This is a genomic window from Thermosipho sp. 1070 (genome assembly GCF_001682135.1).
In the GTDB taxonomy this organism is placed as follows: domain Bacteria; phylum Thermotogota; class Thermotogae; order Thermotogales; family Fervidobacteriaceae; genus Thermosipho; species Thermosipho affectus.
In genome coordinates this window covers 1,221,939-1,237,526 of the sequence record NZ_CP007121.1, presented here as the reverse complement: position 1 = coordinate 1,237,526, position 15,588 = coordinate 1,221,939, and the positions used below count along the sequence as shown (strand labels likewise).

Below are 15,588 nucleotides of genomic sequence, written 5' to 3'. Positions count from 1 at the left end.
CATTAAGTTTAGACTAATTTACATAAATTGGTGTATAATAAAAGGGACCCAAACCTGGGAGAAATTAATTAATTTTTTTGGAGGTGTAATATTATGGCACTTTTATCAAACGAAGACAAGAAATACCTTGAAGATTTATTTTCAAAAGAACTTAAAAACACTGTAAAACTCATTTACTTTGGCGATTCAAAGGAAAATTGTGAATATTGCGAACTTGAAGAGCAAATTTTAGATGAAGCAAGTAATCTTTCCGATAAGATAGTTGTGGAGAAATATAACGTAATTGAAAACAAAGATTTAGCAGAAAAATTTGGTGTCGAAATGACCCCTGCACTTATCCTAACACTTGAAGATGGTGAAGATAAAGGTGTAAGATTTTATGGCATACCATCTGGTCACGAATTCGGCACACTTGTACAAGACATTGTAACTTTTGGAAAAGGTGCTACACCAGAGCTTTCAGCAGAAACAATTGAAAAACTCAAATCAATTGACAAGCCCGTTACAATTAGTGTTTTTGTAACTCCTACATGTCCATACTGTCCACGTGCAGTGTTAACAGCTCATAACTTTGCATTAGTAAATCCACTTATAAAAGCCGAAATGATTGAAGCAAATGAATTTTTTGAATTGAGTAATCAATTTGGTGTATCATCAGTTCCTCATATAGTAATCAACAGAAATCCAAATACATTCTTTATAGGAGCATATCCTGAGCCGCAATACCTTGAAGAAGTATTAAAAGCTATTAGATAAGGAGGTGAAAATATGATTCACCTTGACTTGGGAAATATATCCTCCGGGCCAAAGGAATATTACGATGTTATTATTGTCGGAGCAGGACCAGCAGGTCTTACCGCAGCAATTTATGCTGGACGTGCGGGGTTATCCGCCGTTGTTCTTGAAAAAGCATTAGAAGGTGGTGCTGTAACACAAACTCATATTGTAGAAAACTGGCCAGGGTTTATTAAAATTGAAGGTGGCGAACTTGGAGAAAAATTTGCAGCGCATGCAAAAGCTTTTGGAGCGGAAATTGTTACAGCACAAGTAGTAAAGATTTCATACGATAACGAGCACAAATACGTCGAACTTGATAACAGTAAGAAAATTAAAGGAAAGGTTATTATTTTCGCAACAGGTGCTGTTCCAAGAAAATTAGGTGTTCCCGGAGAAGAAAAATTTAGAGGTAGAGGTGTTACTTACTGTGCAGCATGTGATGGTTATTTATTCTCTGGAAAAGACGTTGTTGTAGTTGGTGGTGGAGATAGTGCATGTGATGAAGCACATTTTCTTGCAAAAATGGTAAATAGCATTACTATGGTACAAAATTTGCCTTATCTTACTGCCGCAAAAGTACTTCAAGATAGGCTTATGCAAAACAAGAACGTAAAAGTAATCCTCAACTCTCTAGTAAAAGAAATCAGAGGAACTAATAAAGTTGAAGAGGTTGTTATAGTAAACAACGAAACAAAAGAAGAAAAAGTTATTAAAGCTGAAGGAGTATTCATCTATGTTGGACTTAAACCGAATAGTGATTTAATCAAAGACATAGTCCAAACTGACGACTATGGGTATATAATTACCAACGAGAATATGGAAACAAACATCCCAGGAATCTATGCAGTCGGAGATGTAAGAAAGAAAAATCTCAGACAAATTGTAACAGCTGCCGCAGATGGGGCAATTGCCGTTGAACATGCTGCAAAAAAATACTTCTAAGGAGGTGGGGTAATGCAACACGTTAAAATTATTGTTTACACCACTCCAACTTGCCCATATTGTAAAAAGGCAAAACAATATTTTAAGCAACTTGGATTAAAATTTAAAGAATACGATGTTTCAAAAGATCAAAAAGCCGCTGAAAGAATGTACAAAAAAAGCAAACAACTTGGTGTGCCTGTAATTGAGATTGGAAATCAAGTTATTGTAGGATTCGACAAAGCTAAAATAGACAGGTTATTAAATATAAACTAAGGCAGGGTTACACCTGCCCTTAGTTTTTTAGGAGTGATAGTATGAAATTTTTTGAAAAATTGAAAATGAGATGTCCCGTTATAAGCTTTTTTAAAAAATTTGGAATGAGGAAATTTAAAGTAAGAAAGAAGGTAAATCCATGAAAAATATGTTACTATCTTTGTTGGTACTTACATCAGTTTTTGTATTTTCATATGATTATACTTTCTATGACCTTGGTATTGCACACAAAATTTCAAACATAGAAGACAAACCCCTTTTAATATATTTCTCCTCTCCTTCGTGCATTTACTGCAAAAAGTTTGAAAATGAAGTACTATCATCAAAAGAATTTCAAGAAATTTTGAAAGCTGCATATATATTTGTAAAAATAAATCCAAACAATAAAAAAACAGTGTTTTTAGACAAAGAGTTTACAAACAACGAACTTTTTTCGGCGTTTGGTATTAGGGGAACTCCAACATTTGTATTTTGGCATCAAGATAAGGCGATTACCTCAATACCTGGTTATATGCCATTAAACGACTTTAAAAAAGCACTTATGTATATCCTAAGATTTTTATACGAAGATTACAAAGAAACTTTTAAGGTATACTCAAAAAAAGATGATTTCTATTTAGGGAATAAAAAAATAATTTCTGTTTCAAAAGATGACTTTGATTTTGTAAAAGAGAACGATAAAAACTCAATATTTTTAGATAGCTTAAATAAAGATATAAATCCCTATAACGTCTACTTAACTAAATCCAAAGATATTGCTAAAAAATTAAGTAAAAATGGCGCCTTAAGAGTACTTATATTGGAGGAGTAATATGTTCTATAAAGATATAAGTGTTTGGGTAGCTCTAGGTCATGGTATACTATCTTTTTTTAGTCCATGTATTTTACCATTAATTCCTGCATTTTTGGGAATACTTTTTACTGCTAAAAATAAACTTCTTAAACTTTTAGGCTTTTTATCTGGTTTTTCCATATTCTTCACAGTTATCGGTGTTTTTTCATCAATTTTTGGTTTTTTCTTTGCAAAGTATGGTAGTATAATTAATTATGTATTTGGTTCTATAATCATATTGATGGGGACATTATATATTTTTCAAAAAGAACTACTAAAACCAAGGAAAGTAAATGTGTGGAAATTCAAAGGCGGCAGTTTTATTACTGGTTTTTTACTTGGAGGAGTTATTGGCATTATTTGGATCCCATGTAGTAGTCCAATATTAGGGTCAATATTAGCAATCGCTGCAAGTGCAAATTCGCTAAAAGGTGCTGTCCTTCTTTTTGTATATTCTCTTGGTATATCAATACCTTTTTTGACTATTGGATCATCTATATCAAAATTAATGACTGCAAGTTTTAAAGCACCTAGATGGGAGCTCACATTAAGAATTATTGGTGGAACCTTTTTAATATTACTTGGTGTTCTAATAATGTTTGGAAAAATGGTAGTTTGAAAGGAGTGATTTTTGTGGCAAAAGCTGAAATGAATTTTTACAATGGTATGTTATTTTATTCAAAAACGACATCAGGTCATGATTTAATCCTTGATGCTTCTGAAAATGTAGGTGGAAAAGATGCAGGAGCAAGACCTAAAGAATTAATTTTATACTCTCTTATGGGATGTACTGGAATGGATGTAGTTTCATTATTAAGAAAAATGAGAGTTATTGACCAAATGGAATCTTTCAAGTTAGAAGCAGATTATGAAAACGCATCTGAACATCCAAAAGTATATACCAAAATTCATTTAAAATACATATTCAAATTCAACGGAGAACCTCCAAAAGAAAAAGTAGAAAAAGCAGTAAATCTTTCTCAGAACAGATACTGCGCAGTCTCTGCAATGTTGAAAAAAGTAGTACCAGAATTTACTTACGAGATTGTATACGAATAATATGGCAGATTATCCTCTACAGTATAACAATCCCGATTCAAGTATTATTTTAAAAACAAAAAAGGGATATCCAAAACTTGGTGCTACACCAGATGATACAGGTGTAAATTTTGGTATTTTTTCCAGAAATGCCGAAAAAGTAGTTTTGGAACTTTATCAAAACTACTATGACGATGAACCTTCTCATAGATTTGAATTAGATCCTGTATCAAATAAAACAGGGGATATTTGGCATATTTACATATACGGTGTAAAACATGGACAATATTACGGTTGGAGAATATTTGGCCCATATGATCCAGAAAATGGAAAAAGGTTTAATCATAACAAGTTACTAGTCGATCCATATTCCAAAGCTATTTCTAGTTCATTTGATTGGGATTCATCTTCTGCATACGGATATGATATAAATTCTCCTTTAAAAGATTTATCTTTCTCCACAGAAGATTCTGCAAAAAGTCCAACAAAATCAATTGTAATAGATGATTCAAAGTACGATTGGGGCAATGACAAGCAATTGCATATACCTTGGGAAGACACTATAATCTATGAAATGCACGTTAGACTATTCACAATAAGTCCTACTTCTAAGATAAAATTTTCTGGAACCTTTCTTGGAATTATTGAAAAACTAGATCATTTAAAAGAATTAGGAGTAACTACAATTGAATTAATGCCTATTTTTGAATTTAACGTTAATTCCATTGATAGAATTAATCCTATTACTGGTGAAAGACTTAAAGATGTTTGGGGATATAATCCTTTGAGTTTTTTTGCAGTTACCGGAAACTATTCAATAGGTTTAAAACTTGGTGAGCAAGTATTCTTATTCAAAGATTTTGTAAAAGAAATGCACAAAAATGGTTTTGAAGTTATTCTAGATGTTGTTTACAATCACACAGGTGAAGGAAACGAATTGGGGCCAACTTTAAATTTCAGGGGAATTGACAATGAAATATACTATATGCTAAATCCTAAAAACAAAAGGTATTACCTTAATTATTCAGGATGCGGTAACACGTTAAATTGTAATCATCCAGTTGTAAAAGAAATGATTATAGACAGTTTAAGATATTGGGCAACTGAAATGCATGTAGATGGTTTTAGATTTGACCTTGCCGCAGTACTTGGGAGAACTCCAGATGGAAGATGGATAGGAGATTTATCACTTTTAAAGGACATAGCAGAAGATCCAATTTTACATAACCTAAAACTTATTGCAGAAGGCTGGGATGCAGCTGGAGGATATTTCTTAGGCGAATTCCCAAAAGGTTGGGCAGAATGGAACGGAAAATACAGAGATACAATTAGAAGATTCGTTAGGGGGGATGAGGGGGTAATTGTTGAACTTGCACAAAGAATAACAGGGAGTAAAGACTTATACGGGAAGAAAAATCCACACGCTAGTATAAATTTTATAACTTGCCACGACGGTTTTACAATGAGAGATTTAGTAAGTTACAACGAAAAACACAATGAAGAAAATGGAGAAAATAATCAAGATGGCACTAATGAAAACTTTAGTTATAATTATGGAGTTGAAGGTGAAACAGATAATCCCGAAATTATAAAATTAAGAAAGCGTCAAGTAAAAAACTTTATAACAATCCTTATGATATCGCATGGCACACCTATGATCTTAATGGGAGATGAAATATACAGAACACAATACGGAAACAATAATGCGTATTGTCAAGACAATGAAAAAACATGGCTTAATTGGACATTTAAAGAAAAACACTACGATATTTTTAGATTTTTCAAAAAAATGATTGATTTTAGAAAAAAACACCATGCCCTTCGTAGAAAACACTTTTTCACCGGGAAAGACTTAACTGGTGATGGTATTGCAGATATTAGTTGGCACGGTATAAAACCATTTGAACCAGATTGGTCCTACCATTCGCATTCTTTGGCCTTTATGATAAGTGGAAACGACTTTTTGTGTGAAAATGCCACGGAGGATAATGACATATTTGTTATCTTGAACCAATGGAGAGAACCACTTACCTTTACACTCCCCATATTGCACGAAAAAACTTGGTATCGTGTTGTTGATACATCTAAAGATTCACCAAATGATTTCTTAGATATACCTGAACAAATAGGATTTAAATATACCGCTCAACCTAGAAGTTCGGTTATATTAATTAGTAAAAAAAATCACCAAGGCAGCAATTTACCTGTATAATCTACAAATACGCCTGTATCATTTATCTCTTCAATTACATTCAATATACCCTTTGCAGAATCATTTGGTAAGACTGGTGCTTCTTTTCCTCCCATCTCTGTTTTTACCCAACCTGGATGTACGGAAATAACTGATATACCTTTCAATTTATTCGATAAAAGTTTGGTTACCATATTAAGGGCTGCTTTAGAAAGGGAATACGAAAAACTATTCGTTCCACTTGTCAATTCGATAGATCCCAACACGGAAGAAATATTTACAACTTTCCCTCCCTGTCTTAATTTTCCTCTTTTATACAGAGCCTCTGTAAGAAACAAAGCTCCCAAAGTATTAACTTTAAAAGTTTTTATGAAATTTTCATAATCTAAATTACCAAAATTATCCTTATACAAAACTCCTGCATTATTTATTAAGATATCTACAGTTTCAACCAACTCATCTGCAAATTTATCTATTGAATCTTTTTCTGATAAATCTAAATAATATGCACTCTCAACCGGATTTCTCATTGTGGCAATAGTTGTGTATCCCCGTCTTTGTGCTTCAAGGAGTAATGCTCGACCAATTCCCCTATTTGCCCCTGTAATTAATATATTCATACTATCCTCCCTTATCCTCCCTGTTTTTTATTTTTTTCGTTTGAATCTTAAATTTAACAAACTCAGGAATATTAGACAAATTCTCCGGAAAATCTTTAAAATTTTTTACCACAAATACGGGACTTCCCAAATCAACAAAAGAATCTAATGTTTCAACATCTCTATTAAACATTCTAACACAACCATGTGATATTCTCCTACCTATTTCCCATGGCTTTGTTGTTCCGTGAATTCCATATTTGGGATTCGAAAGTTGCAAAAACCTAGTTCCCAATCCATTAATCGGTGAACGAGGAGGAATATATTCTCCAAACCAATAAAGTGCGGGATCAATTTGTTTATCAAAAATCCAATAAATTCCCGGGGGCATTGAATCACTTCTTCCAATTGCCACGGGAAAGATTTTTACTAATTTCCCCGCATAATATACCGCTAACCTAGAAGTTGCAAGGTTAACAACTATAGATGTTAATCCTTCTGTAAACTGCACCTTTCCTATATCTAATCTCATACCTGCATATATCTTATTAGGATCATCCAATTCGTTTATAATTTGTAAATCAGCCGTTCTTACACCGTACTTTTTAGCAATTTCCCACAATGTTTCTCCTTTCTTTACTACATGGGTAGTGATTTTGTTAAAAACATACGGTGTAAAATCACCTCGAAGATAAGTTGTAAAACCATTTAAAGTAAATAATTTATACGTTACATCTTTACTCTTTTTTCCATCAAGCTTAACAGTTATTTTTAAGATATTTTGATGTTCTTTTCTTTTTTTATCTGTATAAAGTATATAACCACTATCGCTCTTAATTAAAATCATTTTATCTCCATCGATATCCCCGGAAACAACATCATAATCTGTATCCACCTTCACAGTTAAAGACAAATCTTTTGGGTTGGTAAGCACCTTAACACTAACATTTTTTTTATATTGGTACACATCAATAATTGGCGTAGGAAGTACACCGGTAACAATCTGTCCGAATCTATTTTCCCCAAAAATTATAGGTACAATCCAACTAAATTTCCCATCCTCAAATTCGTAAATATTATTCCCAATATTTTCTGCTCTTACAAAACCTGTAGGCCCATAAATATAAACTTTTGGTGCTTTGACAGCACTATAATACGGTGTTATGGATAAAACAATCCCCGTAGCGGTGACGGTATGAACTTCTACATAATGCGCCGAAAAAAGTAGTACTGTAAGAAATAAATATAAAATCATGTAAATTTTCTTCATATTTTTATTATATCACACTTAAAACTTAATATTAGTTCAAATTAGTTAACATTTGTGAAGATTTTGTTCTTTTATCGTATATATGTGTACACAAAAGTAAAGAAAAAATATATTATAATCACAATACAAAAAATATATCTATGGAGGTGGACTTGATATGAAAAAACATATTGTATTAACATTGATTATTATATCAATAGTACTATTCTCTAATAACATGTTTAAAGAAGCTTATCAATACACATATAAAGTTGCAAAATACTACAATGTCTCTGAAGAACGTGCAAAATTGATCGCATATACAGTTTCTGAAGAATACGAAAGATTTCCACAAGTACCCTATCAAATATTTGTATCACTAATTGTATCTGAAAGTGGTTTTAAAAATTTATACGGTGATAGTGGCCATGCAGTTGGTTATTGTCAACTCCACAAGTCAGCTGTTGATTATGTTTCCATTTTCTTTCCTGAAATCAAAACACTTGCTCAGAAAATCCCTCACGATGAACTTATAAAATTTCCACAGCTTCAAATAAGAATAGCATACAGATACCTATATCTTATAATGAAAAATATAACTAACTTTAATGTAATAGAAGCTTTGAACTTTTGGAATAACAGCCCAAATTATTATTTTCGAGTCTTTGACACACTTACATTTATAGATAAAATAGCCAAAAATTAAGCCTGGAAATTTCCAGGCTTAATTTTTATCCTTTTCATATTCAATAAAGATAGTTTGAGTATTATGTGCAAGTAAAATAATGTAACTTTCGTTTTTTTCAATAACTTCTACGTTGGTTTTTATACTACCAATGTTCTTTCCAAATATCTTTATTTTATATACTCCTCTTCCTTTTAAACTCAACTCTCCAGATATTCTCTTTCTATTCCCCAAATTAAGAGATGTTTTTACATTCCATTTATACCAATTATTCCATGAATATCCTAAAAATATTTCAATCTCTTCATTTGTATCCGGCAAATAAGCCTGATCTAATGGCAAATACCTATTATATAATTTTGACCAAACCGTAATTTTTCCAGCAGGTAACTGTCTTAATGTCTTTATGTATACCATCCTTTTTGTGGGATTCCAATTCGTTACATAATCATATAGTTCAACGTAGTTATAATCTAAGCGTTCCACTTTCATCCTATCAATCAAAATAGTTCTTTCATTTCTTAAATCCTCAATTTCACCTAATTGGTAGACTTTTTTACCTTGAATATTTGTTTCGCCTGAACCTTTCATTAACCATCTATTTTGTTGAGGCTCTGAAACTACAAAAACAAAAGCACTATCAACATCTGCATAAATGTTTAAAAATTGAGATAAAACATTTTCGTTTAAAATATAAGAAAAACTGTACCTTCCATCTACCAAAAAAGTTGCCGTTGCCTTTTTCGTATCTAAAAATATCTTCTTGACCACCTTGGGGTGTTGTGTTATTTCGAAAAAATATCCATCAATTATTTTGTATTCCTTACCATCATTTGAAACAAACTCCCCATTTTTATAAACAAAATTTCCCTTCATACTTGGTACATATTTTAATTTTTCATCAATAAAAATATCTTTTACATGAAAACTACCTTGAATACTTTCCACCTTCCACTTTTCAGGTAATATAAAGCCATCAGAAATATTTTTTACAAGTAACCCATGTTCAGGATAAAGCATTAAAAGTTCTCCAAAAAAAGAGATAGAAAAGAAAAGAAAAAATAATACAACTTTTCTCATATTTACACCTCATTAATGAATAATAAAAAATACGAAATTATAACCAACAAAATTAAAATCCATTTTAATATCTTCCAGATTTTTCTGACATTCCAAGAATAATCATATATAGGAACAAAATATCCCAAAACCATTCCAGTAAAGAAACCACCCAAATGTGCAGCATTATTTATATTAGAACCAGGCATAAATCCTAAAAAGATATTTACCAAAATCATCGGTAATAAAGCACTACCAGTTAGAGATTTTAAAGTATATGGCGTATCTCTTCTAAACCCTGCTGCAAATAACACTCCAATTAATCCAAAAATGGCTCCACTAGCCCCTACTGAAAAAGATTTGTAATAAAACAAATGGGTTGCTACATTTCCAACAATACCAGTCAAAAAATAAAGCGATAAAAACTTATCAGTACCATACACATTCTCAACGATACGTCCTAAAAAATACAAAGCATACATGTTAAATATTAAATGAATAAAACCTCCATGGACAAACATTGCAGTAATAATTCTATACCACTGTCCACTGGAAACCAACGGACCATACTGTGCACCAAACATCAAATATAACATAACCTCATTGTAACTAAAAAATTTCAGTATTTCAATTAAGAGTAAAATAACAACATTCACTAATATAAGGTAATAAAAACTTTCTTTTTTCATAATTCACCTCATATTCCAAATGGAAGAAAGCTTTGAGTAATTTTTGCCATTTCCTCTTCTCTTAGTTTTTCAATTTTTTCCATCAACTCGTTCATACCAGCAATTAACAAGTCCTTAAGTGTTTCACCATCTTCTAATAAATCTTCGTCTAATTCTATATCCTTTACCTTTCTATCTGCTGTTGCTACTATTTTTATTGCTCCCCCTCCAACACTAACTTCAACTTCCATATTTGCAAAACTTCCCTCTACTTCCTGAAGTTTCTTTTGCATTTCCTCTTGAATTTTTTGAAGTTGATTCATAGATTTACCACCAAGATTCTTTCCACCAAAACTTTTCAATTTTTTCATTTCAAAACCTCCTTAATATGTATTTTCATAATATACAAAACCATCTGTTTTTAAATATTTCAACTCATCGGTAACCAAAAATACATCCGCATTATTTTTGGGCATAATAGTCCTTGTATAAAGCCATTTATTCTTTCCTAAAACAAAAGCTGCAGTAGAAAATGCATCGGCTTTTATAGCGTCGTCTGCAATAACAGTCGCACTTATAGCACTTGTCGCGGGATATCCTGTAGAAATATCCAATATATGATGATATCTTTTTCCATTTACTACAAAAAACCTCTCATAATCTCCGCTGGTTGCGACAGCACCACTTTTAAGGTATATATAATCTATACTGTCACTTCCCCTCGGATTTCTAATCCCTATAATCCAATAATCTCTTCCAAACTTGGGCCCTAATATCCTAATGTCTCCTCCTGCTTCTATAAAACCTGTACATTCTTGATCTGCTTCCTTTGCAATTTGATAAGCCCTTTCAAGTGCATATCCTTTTACAATCCCTCCAAGATCAAGCCAAACACCATTCGTCTTTATCCTTCTATTTTTGTAATCCATTTCTACTTTTTCATAACCACACTTTTTTAGCACTTTATCAATTTCCACTCTCGCTGGAACTTTAAAGGTTTTATTTTCTTTTTCCGCAAACTTATCAAATCCCCAAAGTTTTACAAGTCTTCCCAAAGTAGGGTCAAAACTTCCATTTGTAATTTTCGCATATTGTAGTGACAAATCAACTACGGCAAAAGTTTCATCGTCAACTTCTAACCATCCGTTGCTGTTGTTCAATTTGTAAATAATTGATTCTGGATTGTACGGATCAAATTTTTTTGTTATTCTATTAAGCTCTTGAAAAATCTCTCTTGCAATTATCGTTGCATTGGATTTTGTCGAAATTCTCAACTGTACATATGTCCCTAAAGAAAATGTTTCAAAAGTTTCATACTTTACATTTTTTTTAAAAAAACTTGTAATTAAAACTACACCAATCAACACTACCAAAAGAATTGTAAATATCAAAGAAATTCTCGAAAGTCGATTCAAATCTTTACTATTTTTTTTCCGCATACTTTACAAATTCCTCCTTCTGTAAGATTCTTTACCTCAACTTTATAACCGTCCCTTACAATCAACTCCGTATGACACTCTGGACAAAAAGTGGTTTCAAACTTTTTATCAAATACATTTCCAAGATATACAAAATTCAAAAATTCCTTTGCAATATAAAATAATTTTTCCAATTTTTCAATAGGAGTTGGAGAAATATCATATTTATACGCTGGAAAATACCTAGTTAAATGCAATGGGATATCTCTATCAATTTTCGAAATATCTTCGAAAATCTTTGATAAATCCCCTTCATTATCATTTTTCCCTGGAATAACAAGTGTTGTAACCTCTACATGTATTCCTCTTGATTTTAAAAATTCAATAACCTTTAAAATATGATTATAATCCCCCCCAATTTCCCTGTAAAAACTCTCGTTTCCCTTTACATCAATATTTATCGCATCAATATTTTGTATTAATACCGAAAGTGGTTCCAATTCTATATAACCATTAGTAACTAAAACATTATACAAACCTTCCTTATGAGAAATTCTACTAGTATCAAGCACAAATTCATATCCCACAATAGGTTCATTATAAGTAAATGCTATCCCACCTGAATTACTATTTTTAGCCATCTCAACAATTTGTACAGGAGTAACAGTTTTTACAGCAGGTTTAACCTGAGAAATTTCCCAATTTTGGCAAAAACCACATGAAAAATTACATCCCCAAGAACCTATGGAAAATACTTTATCTTTTGGTCTAAAATGAAAAAACGGTTTCTTTTCAATTGGCTCCATCGCAATAGCACTTATTTCACCGTAATTCATGGTATACAAAATTCCATCTTCATTTCTTCTAACTTTACAAAAACCCATTTGATCATCTTTTAAAAAACATTTACGTGGACAAAGTTCACAAACAATCCCACCATCTTTTTCATCAAAAAACGTTGCCATTTTTTTCATAATTAACACCACCCTAAAAAAATTATACCACAAAAAAACTTTAAAGTTTTTTCCAAAAATTCCGATAAGATTAATGTCCAAGGCACTCTGAATAACACACACGGAGGTGGGTAAGGTATGAGAATTAATCATAACATAAGTGCGTTAAACGCTTGGAGAAGTATAGGTCAAACAAATACTGCTATGTCTAAAACTCTTGAAAGACTTTCTTCTGGTCTTAGAATTAATAGAGCTGGTGATGATGCCGCTGGTCTTGCTATCAGTGAAAAAATGAGAGGCCAAATAAAAGGTATCAACATGGCTATCAAAAATTCTCAAGATGCTATCTCTTTAATTCAAACCGCTGAAGGTGCTTTAACTGAAGTTCACTCTATCTTGCAAAGAATGAGAGAACTTTCTGTACAAGCTTCATCTGATACAAACACCGATGTTGATAGAAACCAAATCCAAGCTGAACTTGACCAATTAAGAGAAGAAATAGACAGAATCGCCAGAACTACTGAATTCAACACCAAAAAATTACTCGATGGTAAATTGGAAAGTTTTAGGGCATCTGAAGACATTAAAGTGGTTACCGGTGGTAATATAAATATAAGCGCAAGTTCAATTGCCACTGTGGCAGAAGGAACATATGTTGTTGAAGTTGGACAATTTAATACAGATACAACACTCGAAGTAAAAATAACGCTTGTTACAGCCGGTGGAACAAACAGTGTAACAACTACATATAATCAAGGTTCTGCAACAATAAGCGGAGTACAAATAGATTGGAACACGAACGTATTTGACGTGAATCTTTCGGACTTTGGCGGTGCATTACCAAGTGGTGAAGTGGTAGACAGTGCAGTTGTCAGAGTAGAAGCTATAAATACAGCTGCAAATCAATTAATCTTCCAAATTGGTGCTAACGAAGGTCACAATATGCTCACAGGTATTGATGATATGAGTGCCGGTGCACTTGGTATTACAACAAGCTCTTTAGATGTCACAACGCAAGATGGAGCAGAAAGAGCAATAATGGTAGTAGATGCTGCAATACACAAAGTAAGTTCACAAAGGGCGGCATTAGGTGCTGTACAAAACAGACTTGAGCATACAATATCCAACTTAGGAGTAGCAGCAGAGAACTTAACAGCAGCAGAAAGCCGTGTAAGAGATGCAGATATGGCAAAGGAAATGATGGAATTTACCAAACAACAGATACTCTTACAAAGCAGTATGGGAATGCTTGCACAGGCAAATGCTCAACCACAAAATGTATTGCAATTGTTAAGATAATAGTTAGTTTATCAAAAATAAAGTGGGCAAAATGCCCACTTTATTCATCTAAACTAAGCCTCCAATAATCCTCCGCAAGTATTGAAAACCTTATCACATCCCAAAACTTTCCCTTAAAAAATTTTCCCTGCCTTTCTACTCCCTCTTTTAGAAAACCGTTATTTTTAAGAATCCCTATTTGATCTTTTTCGTATTCCGGAATTCTAACATAAATTCTATTCAAATTTAAATATTCAAAGCCATATTTTATTATTTTTCTTGTAACTTCATCAAAAAAATTCATATTAATCTCCAATTTTAACTCACAACTTCGGTTTATCCAATCCAAATTTTCTAAAAAAATATCTCCGACTTTTTCCTCACCTGATACTACCTCAACATCCATTTTATACTCCATACTTTTCTGACTAATTAATAATTCTATCTCATCTTTCATATACCATACCTCCAGATAAAAATTCTCTTATTCCAACACTCCTTACATGTAATAAGTCTTCCTTAACGTTTTTTAATTCCTCTAATTTTAAAAGTTTTATTTCTTTAGTCTGAGAAAAAGTCACATAGACAAATCTTTCATATTTCCTCCAAAAATCCTCAACCGTTCCAAAAAATTTAATCTCACCTTCTTCTAATATAAGGACTTTATCACAAATACTTTCAACTTCTTCATCTTCATGAGTTATATACAAAACAGTTTTTTTGTTGAGCTTTAACTTTTTTATTCTATTCGATATTATCTTCTTGGACTCAGCATCTAAACCGCTTGTAGGCTCATCAAGTAAAATAATATCAGGATCAATTAAAAGGGAAATTGCCATAGAAAGTCTTTGTCTTAACCCTTTTGATAGTTCACTTGGTTTTTTTAACACATGCTTTTCCAAGCGAAAAAATTTTATTTCATCTTCTATTCTTTTGCTTTCTACATTTCTCATTTTTGCAAAATAATTCAAATTTTCTTTCAAGCTTAATTCAGGTATAAGTATAGGTTTCTCTGGAATATATGAAATCAATTTAGACTTTAAATAAACATTGCCCACTGTAGGCTTCAAAATACCGGAAATAATTTTCAAAAGTGTAGTTTTTCCACTTCCATTTTTCCCTATAATTCCAATAACATTGCCCTCTTCTGTATGAAAAGTTATATTTTCTAACACCCAACTCTTCCCATATCTTTTTCCAACGTTTTCTAACTTAATCACGGAATATTAACCTCCACATAAACATATTCTTCACCATTTTCTACTCCAGTTTTCACAGCGGGATAACTACTCTTAACCAATGTAAGATCTATATCTTTTCCTGTATATTTAATAACAAATTTATTATTTGGCTTATCTATATCAATCTTATAACCTTTTACCGACAAATTCGTATTGATAAACCCCTTTTCGTACAACTTTAAAACAATGTCTTGACCATCTAATTCTTGAACGTTGAATTCATCGGGGTACAACAAAATAGCCTGTTCAATAGAGGTTAATAGCGCTCTAAGATTCATAGCAACTTGCGTGGCCTTTGCTTTGGCAACAGATCTTAACGCAAGAGGAGTTGCAACAGAAAGCAAAGCAGAAATAACCGCTAAAACTATTAACAATTCTATCAAAGTAAAACCTTTTTTCATCT

19 protein-coding genes are annotated in these 15,588 nt (G+C 32.2%); 9 read left to right on the top strand and 10 right to left on the bottom strand.

The features are described from left to right. Positions 1-93: 93 nt before the first annotated feature. From pdo to glgX, 7 genes are all read left to right on the top strand, one after another. The gene (gene pdo / locus Y592_RS06205) at positions 94-756 is read left to right on the top strand and encodes a protein disulfide oxidoreductase (RefSeq protein ID WP_075666129.1); all 663 of its coding nucleotides are present in this window, start codon (positions 94-96) and stop codon (positions 754-756) included. Positions 757-768: 12 nt separating this feature from the next. Then, entirely contained in the window at positions 769-1,719 is a 951-nt protein-coding gene (trxB, locus tag Y592_RS06200) for a thioredoxin-disulfide reductase (protein WP_075666128.1), read from the top strand. 12 nt (positions 1,720-1,731) lie between these two features. Next, positions 1,732-1,974, top strand: coding sequence for a glutaredoxin family protein (locus Y592_RS06195; protein WP_075666127.1), 243 nt, complete (start codon positions 1,732-1,734; stop codon positions 1,972-1,974). A gap of 139 nt (positions 1,975-2,113) precedes the next feature. Further along, positions 2,114-2,785 (top strand): thioredoxin family protein, encoded by a 672-nt coding sequence (locus Y592_RS06190; RefSeq protein WP_088368925.1) that lies wholly within the window; start codon positions 2,114-2,116, stop codon positions 2,783-2,785. 1 nt (position 2,786) lies between these two features. After that, positions 2,787-3,425, top strand: coding sequence for a cytochrome c biogenesis CcdA family protein (locus Y592_RS06185; RefSeq protein WP_075666125.1), 639 nt, complete (start codon positions 2,787-2,789; stop codon positions 3,423-3,425). Between the two features lie 14 nt (positions 3,426-3,439). Further along, the gene (locus Y592_RS06180; RefSeq protein WP_088368924.1) at positions 3,440-3,865 is read left to right on the top strand and encodes an OsmC family protein; all 426 of its coding nucleotides are present in this window, start codon (positions 3,440-3,442) and stop codon (positions 3,863-3,865) included. Position 3,866: 1 nt separating this feature from the next. Continuing rightward, positions 3,867-6,056: a glycogen debranching protein GlgX gene (glgX, locus tag Y592_RS06175; protein WP_075666124.1), complete on the top strand. Its 2,190-nt coding sequence runs from the start codon at positions 3,867-3,869 to the stop codon at positions 6,054-6,056. On the opposite strand, the gene Y592_RS06170 is transcribed toward glgX, so the two are convergent. Both Y592_RS06170 and Y592_RS06165 read right to left on the bottom strand, forming a co-directional pair. Further along, the gene (locus Y592_RS06170) at positions 6,029-6,655 is read right to left on the bottom strand and encodes an SDR family oxidoreductase (RefSeq protein WP_075666123.1); all 627 of its coding nucleotides are present in this window, start codon (positions 6,653-6,655) and stop codon (positions 6,029-6,031) included. The two genes, glgX and Y592_RS06170, sit on opposite strands and share 28 nt — an antisense overlap. Before the next feature lies 1 nt (position 6,656). Next, the gene (locus Y592_RS06165; RefSeq protein ID WP_232218169.1) at positions 6,657-7,889 is read right to left on the bottom strand and encodes a L,D-transpeptidase family protein; all 1,233 of its coding nucleotides are present in this window, start codon (positions 7,887-7,889) and stop codon (positions 6,657-6,659) included. Between the two features lie 172 nt (positions 7,890-8,061). Here Y592_RS06165 and Y592_RS06160 point away from each other — a divergent pair, with 172 nt between their 5' ends. Continuing rightward, positions 8,062-8,589 (top strand): hypothetical protein, encoded by a 528-nt coding sequence (locus tag Y592_RS06160; RefSeq protein WP_088368923.1) that lies wholly within the window; start codon positions 8,062-8,064, stop codon positions 8,587-8,589. Positions 8,590-8,607: 18 nt separating this feature from the next. Here Y592_RS06160 and Y592_RS06155 read toward each other — a convergent pair whose 3' ends face one another. Genes Y592_RS06155 through amrS form a run of 5 tightly spaced genes read right to left on the bottom strand, consistent with a single transcriptional unit; the run spans position 8,608 to position 12,687 of the window. Next, on the bottom strand, positions 8,608-9,648 hold the full coding sequence (locus Y592_RS06155) for a hypothetical protein (protein ID WP_088368922.1): 1,041 nt from the start codon (positions 9,646-9,648) through the stop codon (positions 8,608-8,610). Between the two features lie 2 nt (positions 9,649-9,650). After that, complete coding sequence (locus tag Y592_RS06150; protein WP_088368921.1) at positions 9,651-10,316, bottom strand: rhomboid family intramembrane serine protease; 666 nt, start codon at positions 10,314-10,316, stop codon at positions 9,651-9,653. Between the two features lie 8 nt (positions 10,317-10,324). Further along, a complete protein-coding gene (locus tag Y592_RS06145) occupies positions 10,325-10,666 on the bottom strand; it encodes a YbaB/EbfC family nucleoid-associated protein (protein ID WP_075666118.1) in 342 nt (113 codons plus the stop codon). A gap of 12 nt (positions 10,667-10,678) precedes the next feature. After that, positions 10,679-11,734: an FAD:protein FMN transferase gene (locus tag Y592_RS06140; RefSeq protein WP_075666117.1), complete on the bottom strand. Its 1,056-nt coding sequence runs from the start codon at positions 11,732-11,734 to the stop codon at positions 10,679-10,681. Next, positions 11,707-12,687 (bottom strand): AmmeMemoRadiSam system radical SAM enzyme, encoded by a 981-nt coding sequence (amrS, locus tag Y592_RS06135; RefSeq protein ID WP_075666116.1) that lies wholly within the window; start codon positions 12,685-12,687, stop codon positions 11,707-11,709. Before amrS ends, Y592_RS06140 begins: the two co-directional genes overlap by 28 nt. A gap of 117 nt (positions 12,688-12,804) precedes the next feature. On the opposite strand from amrS, the gene Y592_RS06130 reads away from it, so the two are divergent. After that, positions 12,805-13,965, top strand: a complete 1,161-nt coding sequence (locus tag Y592_RS06130; RefSeq protein WP_075666115.1) for a flagellin N-terminal helical domain-containing protein — start codon at positions 12,805-12,807, stop codon at positions 13,963-13,965. A 40-nt stretch (positions 13,966-14,005) separates the two neighbouring features. Here the strand turns inward: Y592_RS06130 and Y592_RS06125 are convergent, their stop codons facing one another. Genes Y592_RS06125 through Y592_RS06115 form a run of 3 tightly spaced genes read right to left on the bottom strand, consistent with a single transcriptional unit; the run spans position 14,006 to position 15,586 of the window. After that, entirely contained in the window at positions 14,006-14,401 is a 396-nt protein-coding gene (locus Y592_RS06125) for a GNAT family N-acetyltransferase (protein ID WP_075666114.1), read from the bottom strand. Beyond that, the gene (locus Y592_RS06120; RefSeq protein ID WP_075666113.1) at positions 14,391-15,164 is read right to left on the bottom strand and encodes an ABC transporter ATP-binding protein; all 774 of its coding nucleotides are present in this window, start codon (positions 15,162-15,164) and stop codon (positions 14,391-14,393) included. The genes Y592_RS06125 and Y592_RS06120 overlap by 11 nt, the downstream gene beginning before the upstream one ends. Then, a complete protein-coding gene (locus tag Y592_RS06115; RefSeq protein WP_075666112.1) occupies positions 15,161-15,586 on the bottom strand; it encodes a type II secretion system protein in 426 nt (141 codons plus the stop codon). Before Y592_RS06115 ends, Y592_RS06120 begins: the two co-directional genes overlap by 4 nt. Between the last annotated feature and the right edge of the window lie 2 nt (positions 15,587-15,588).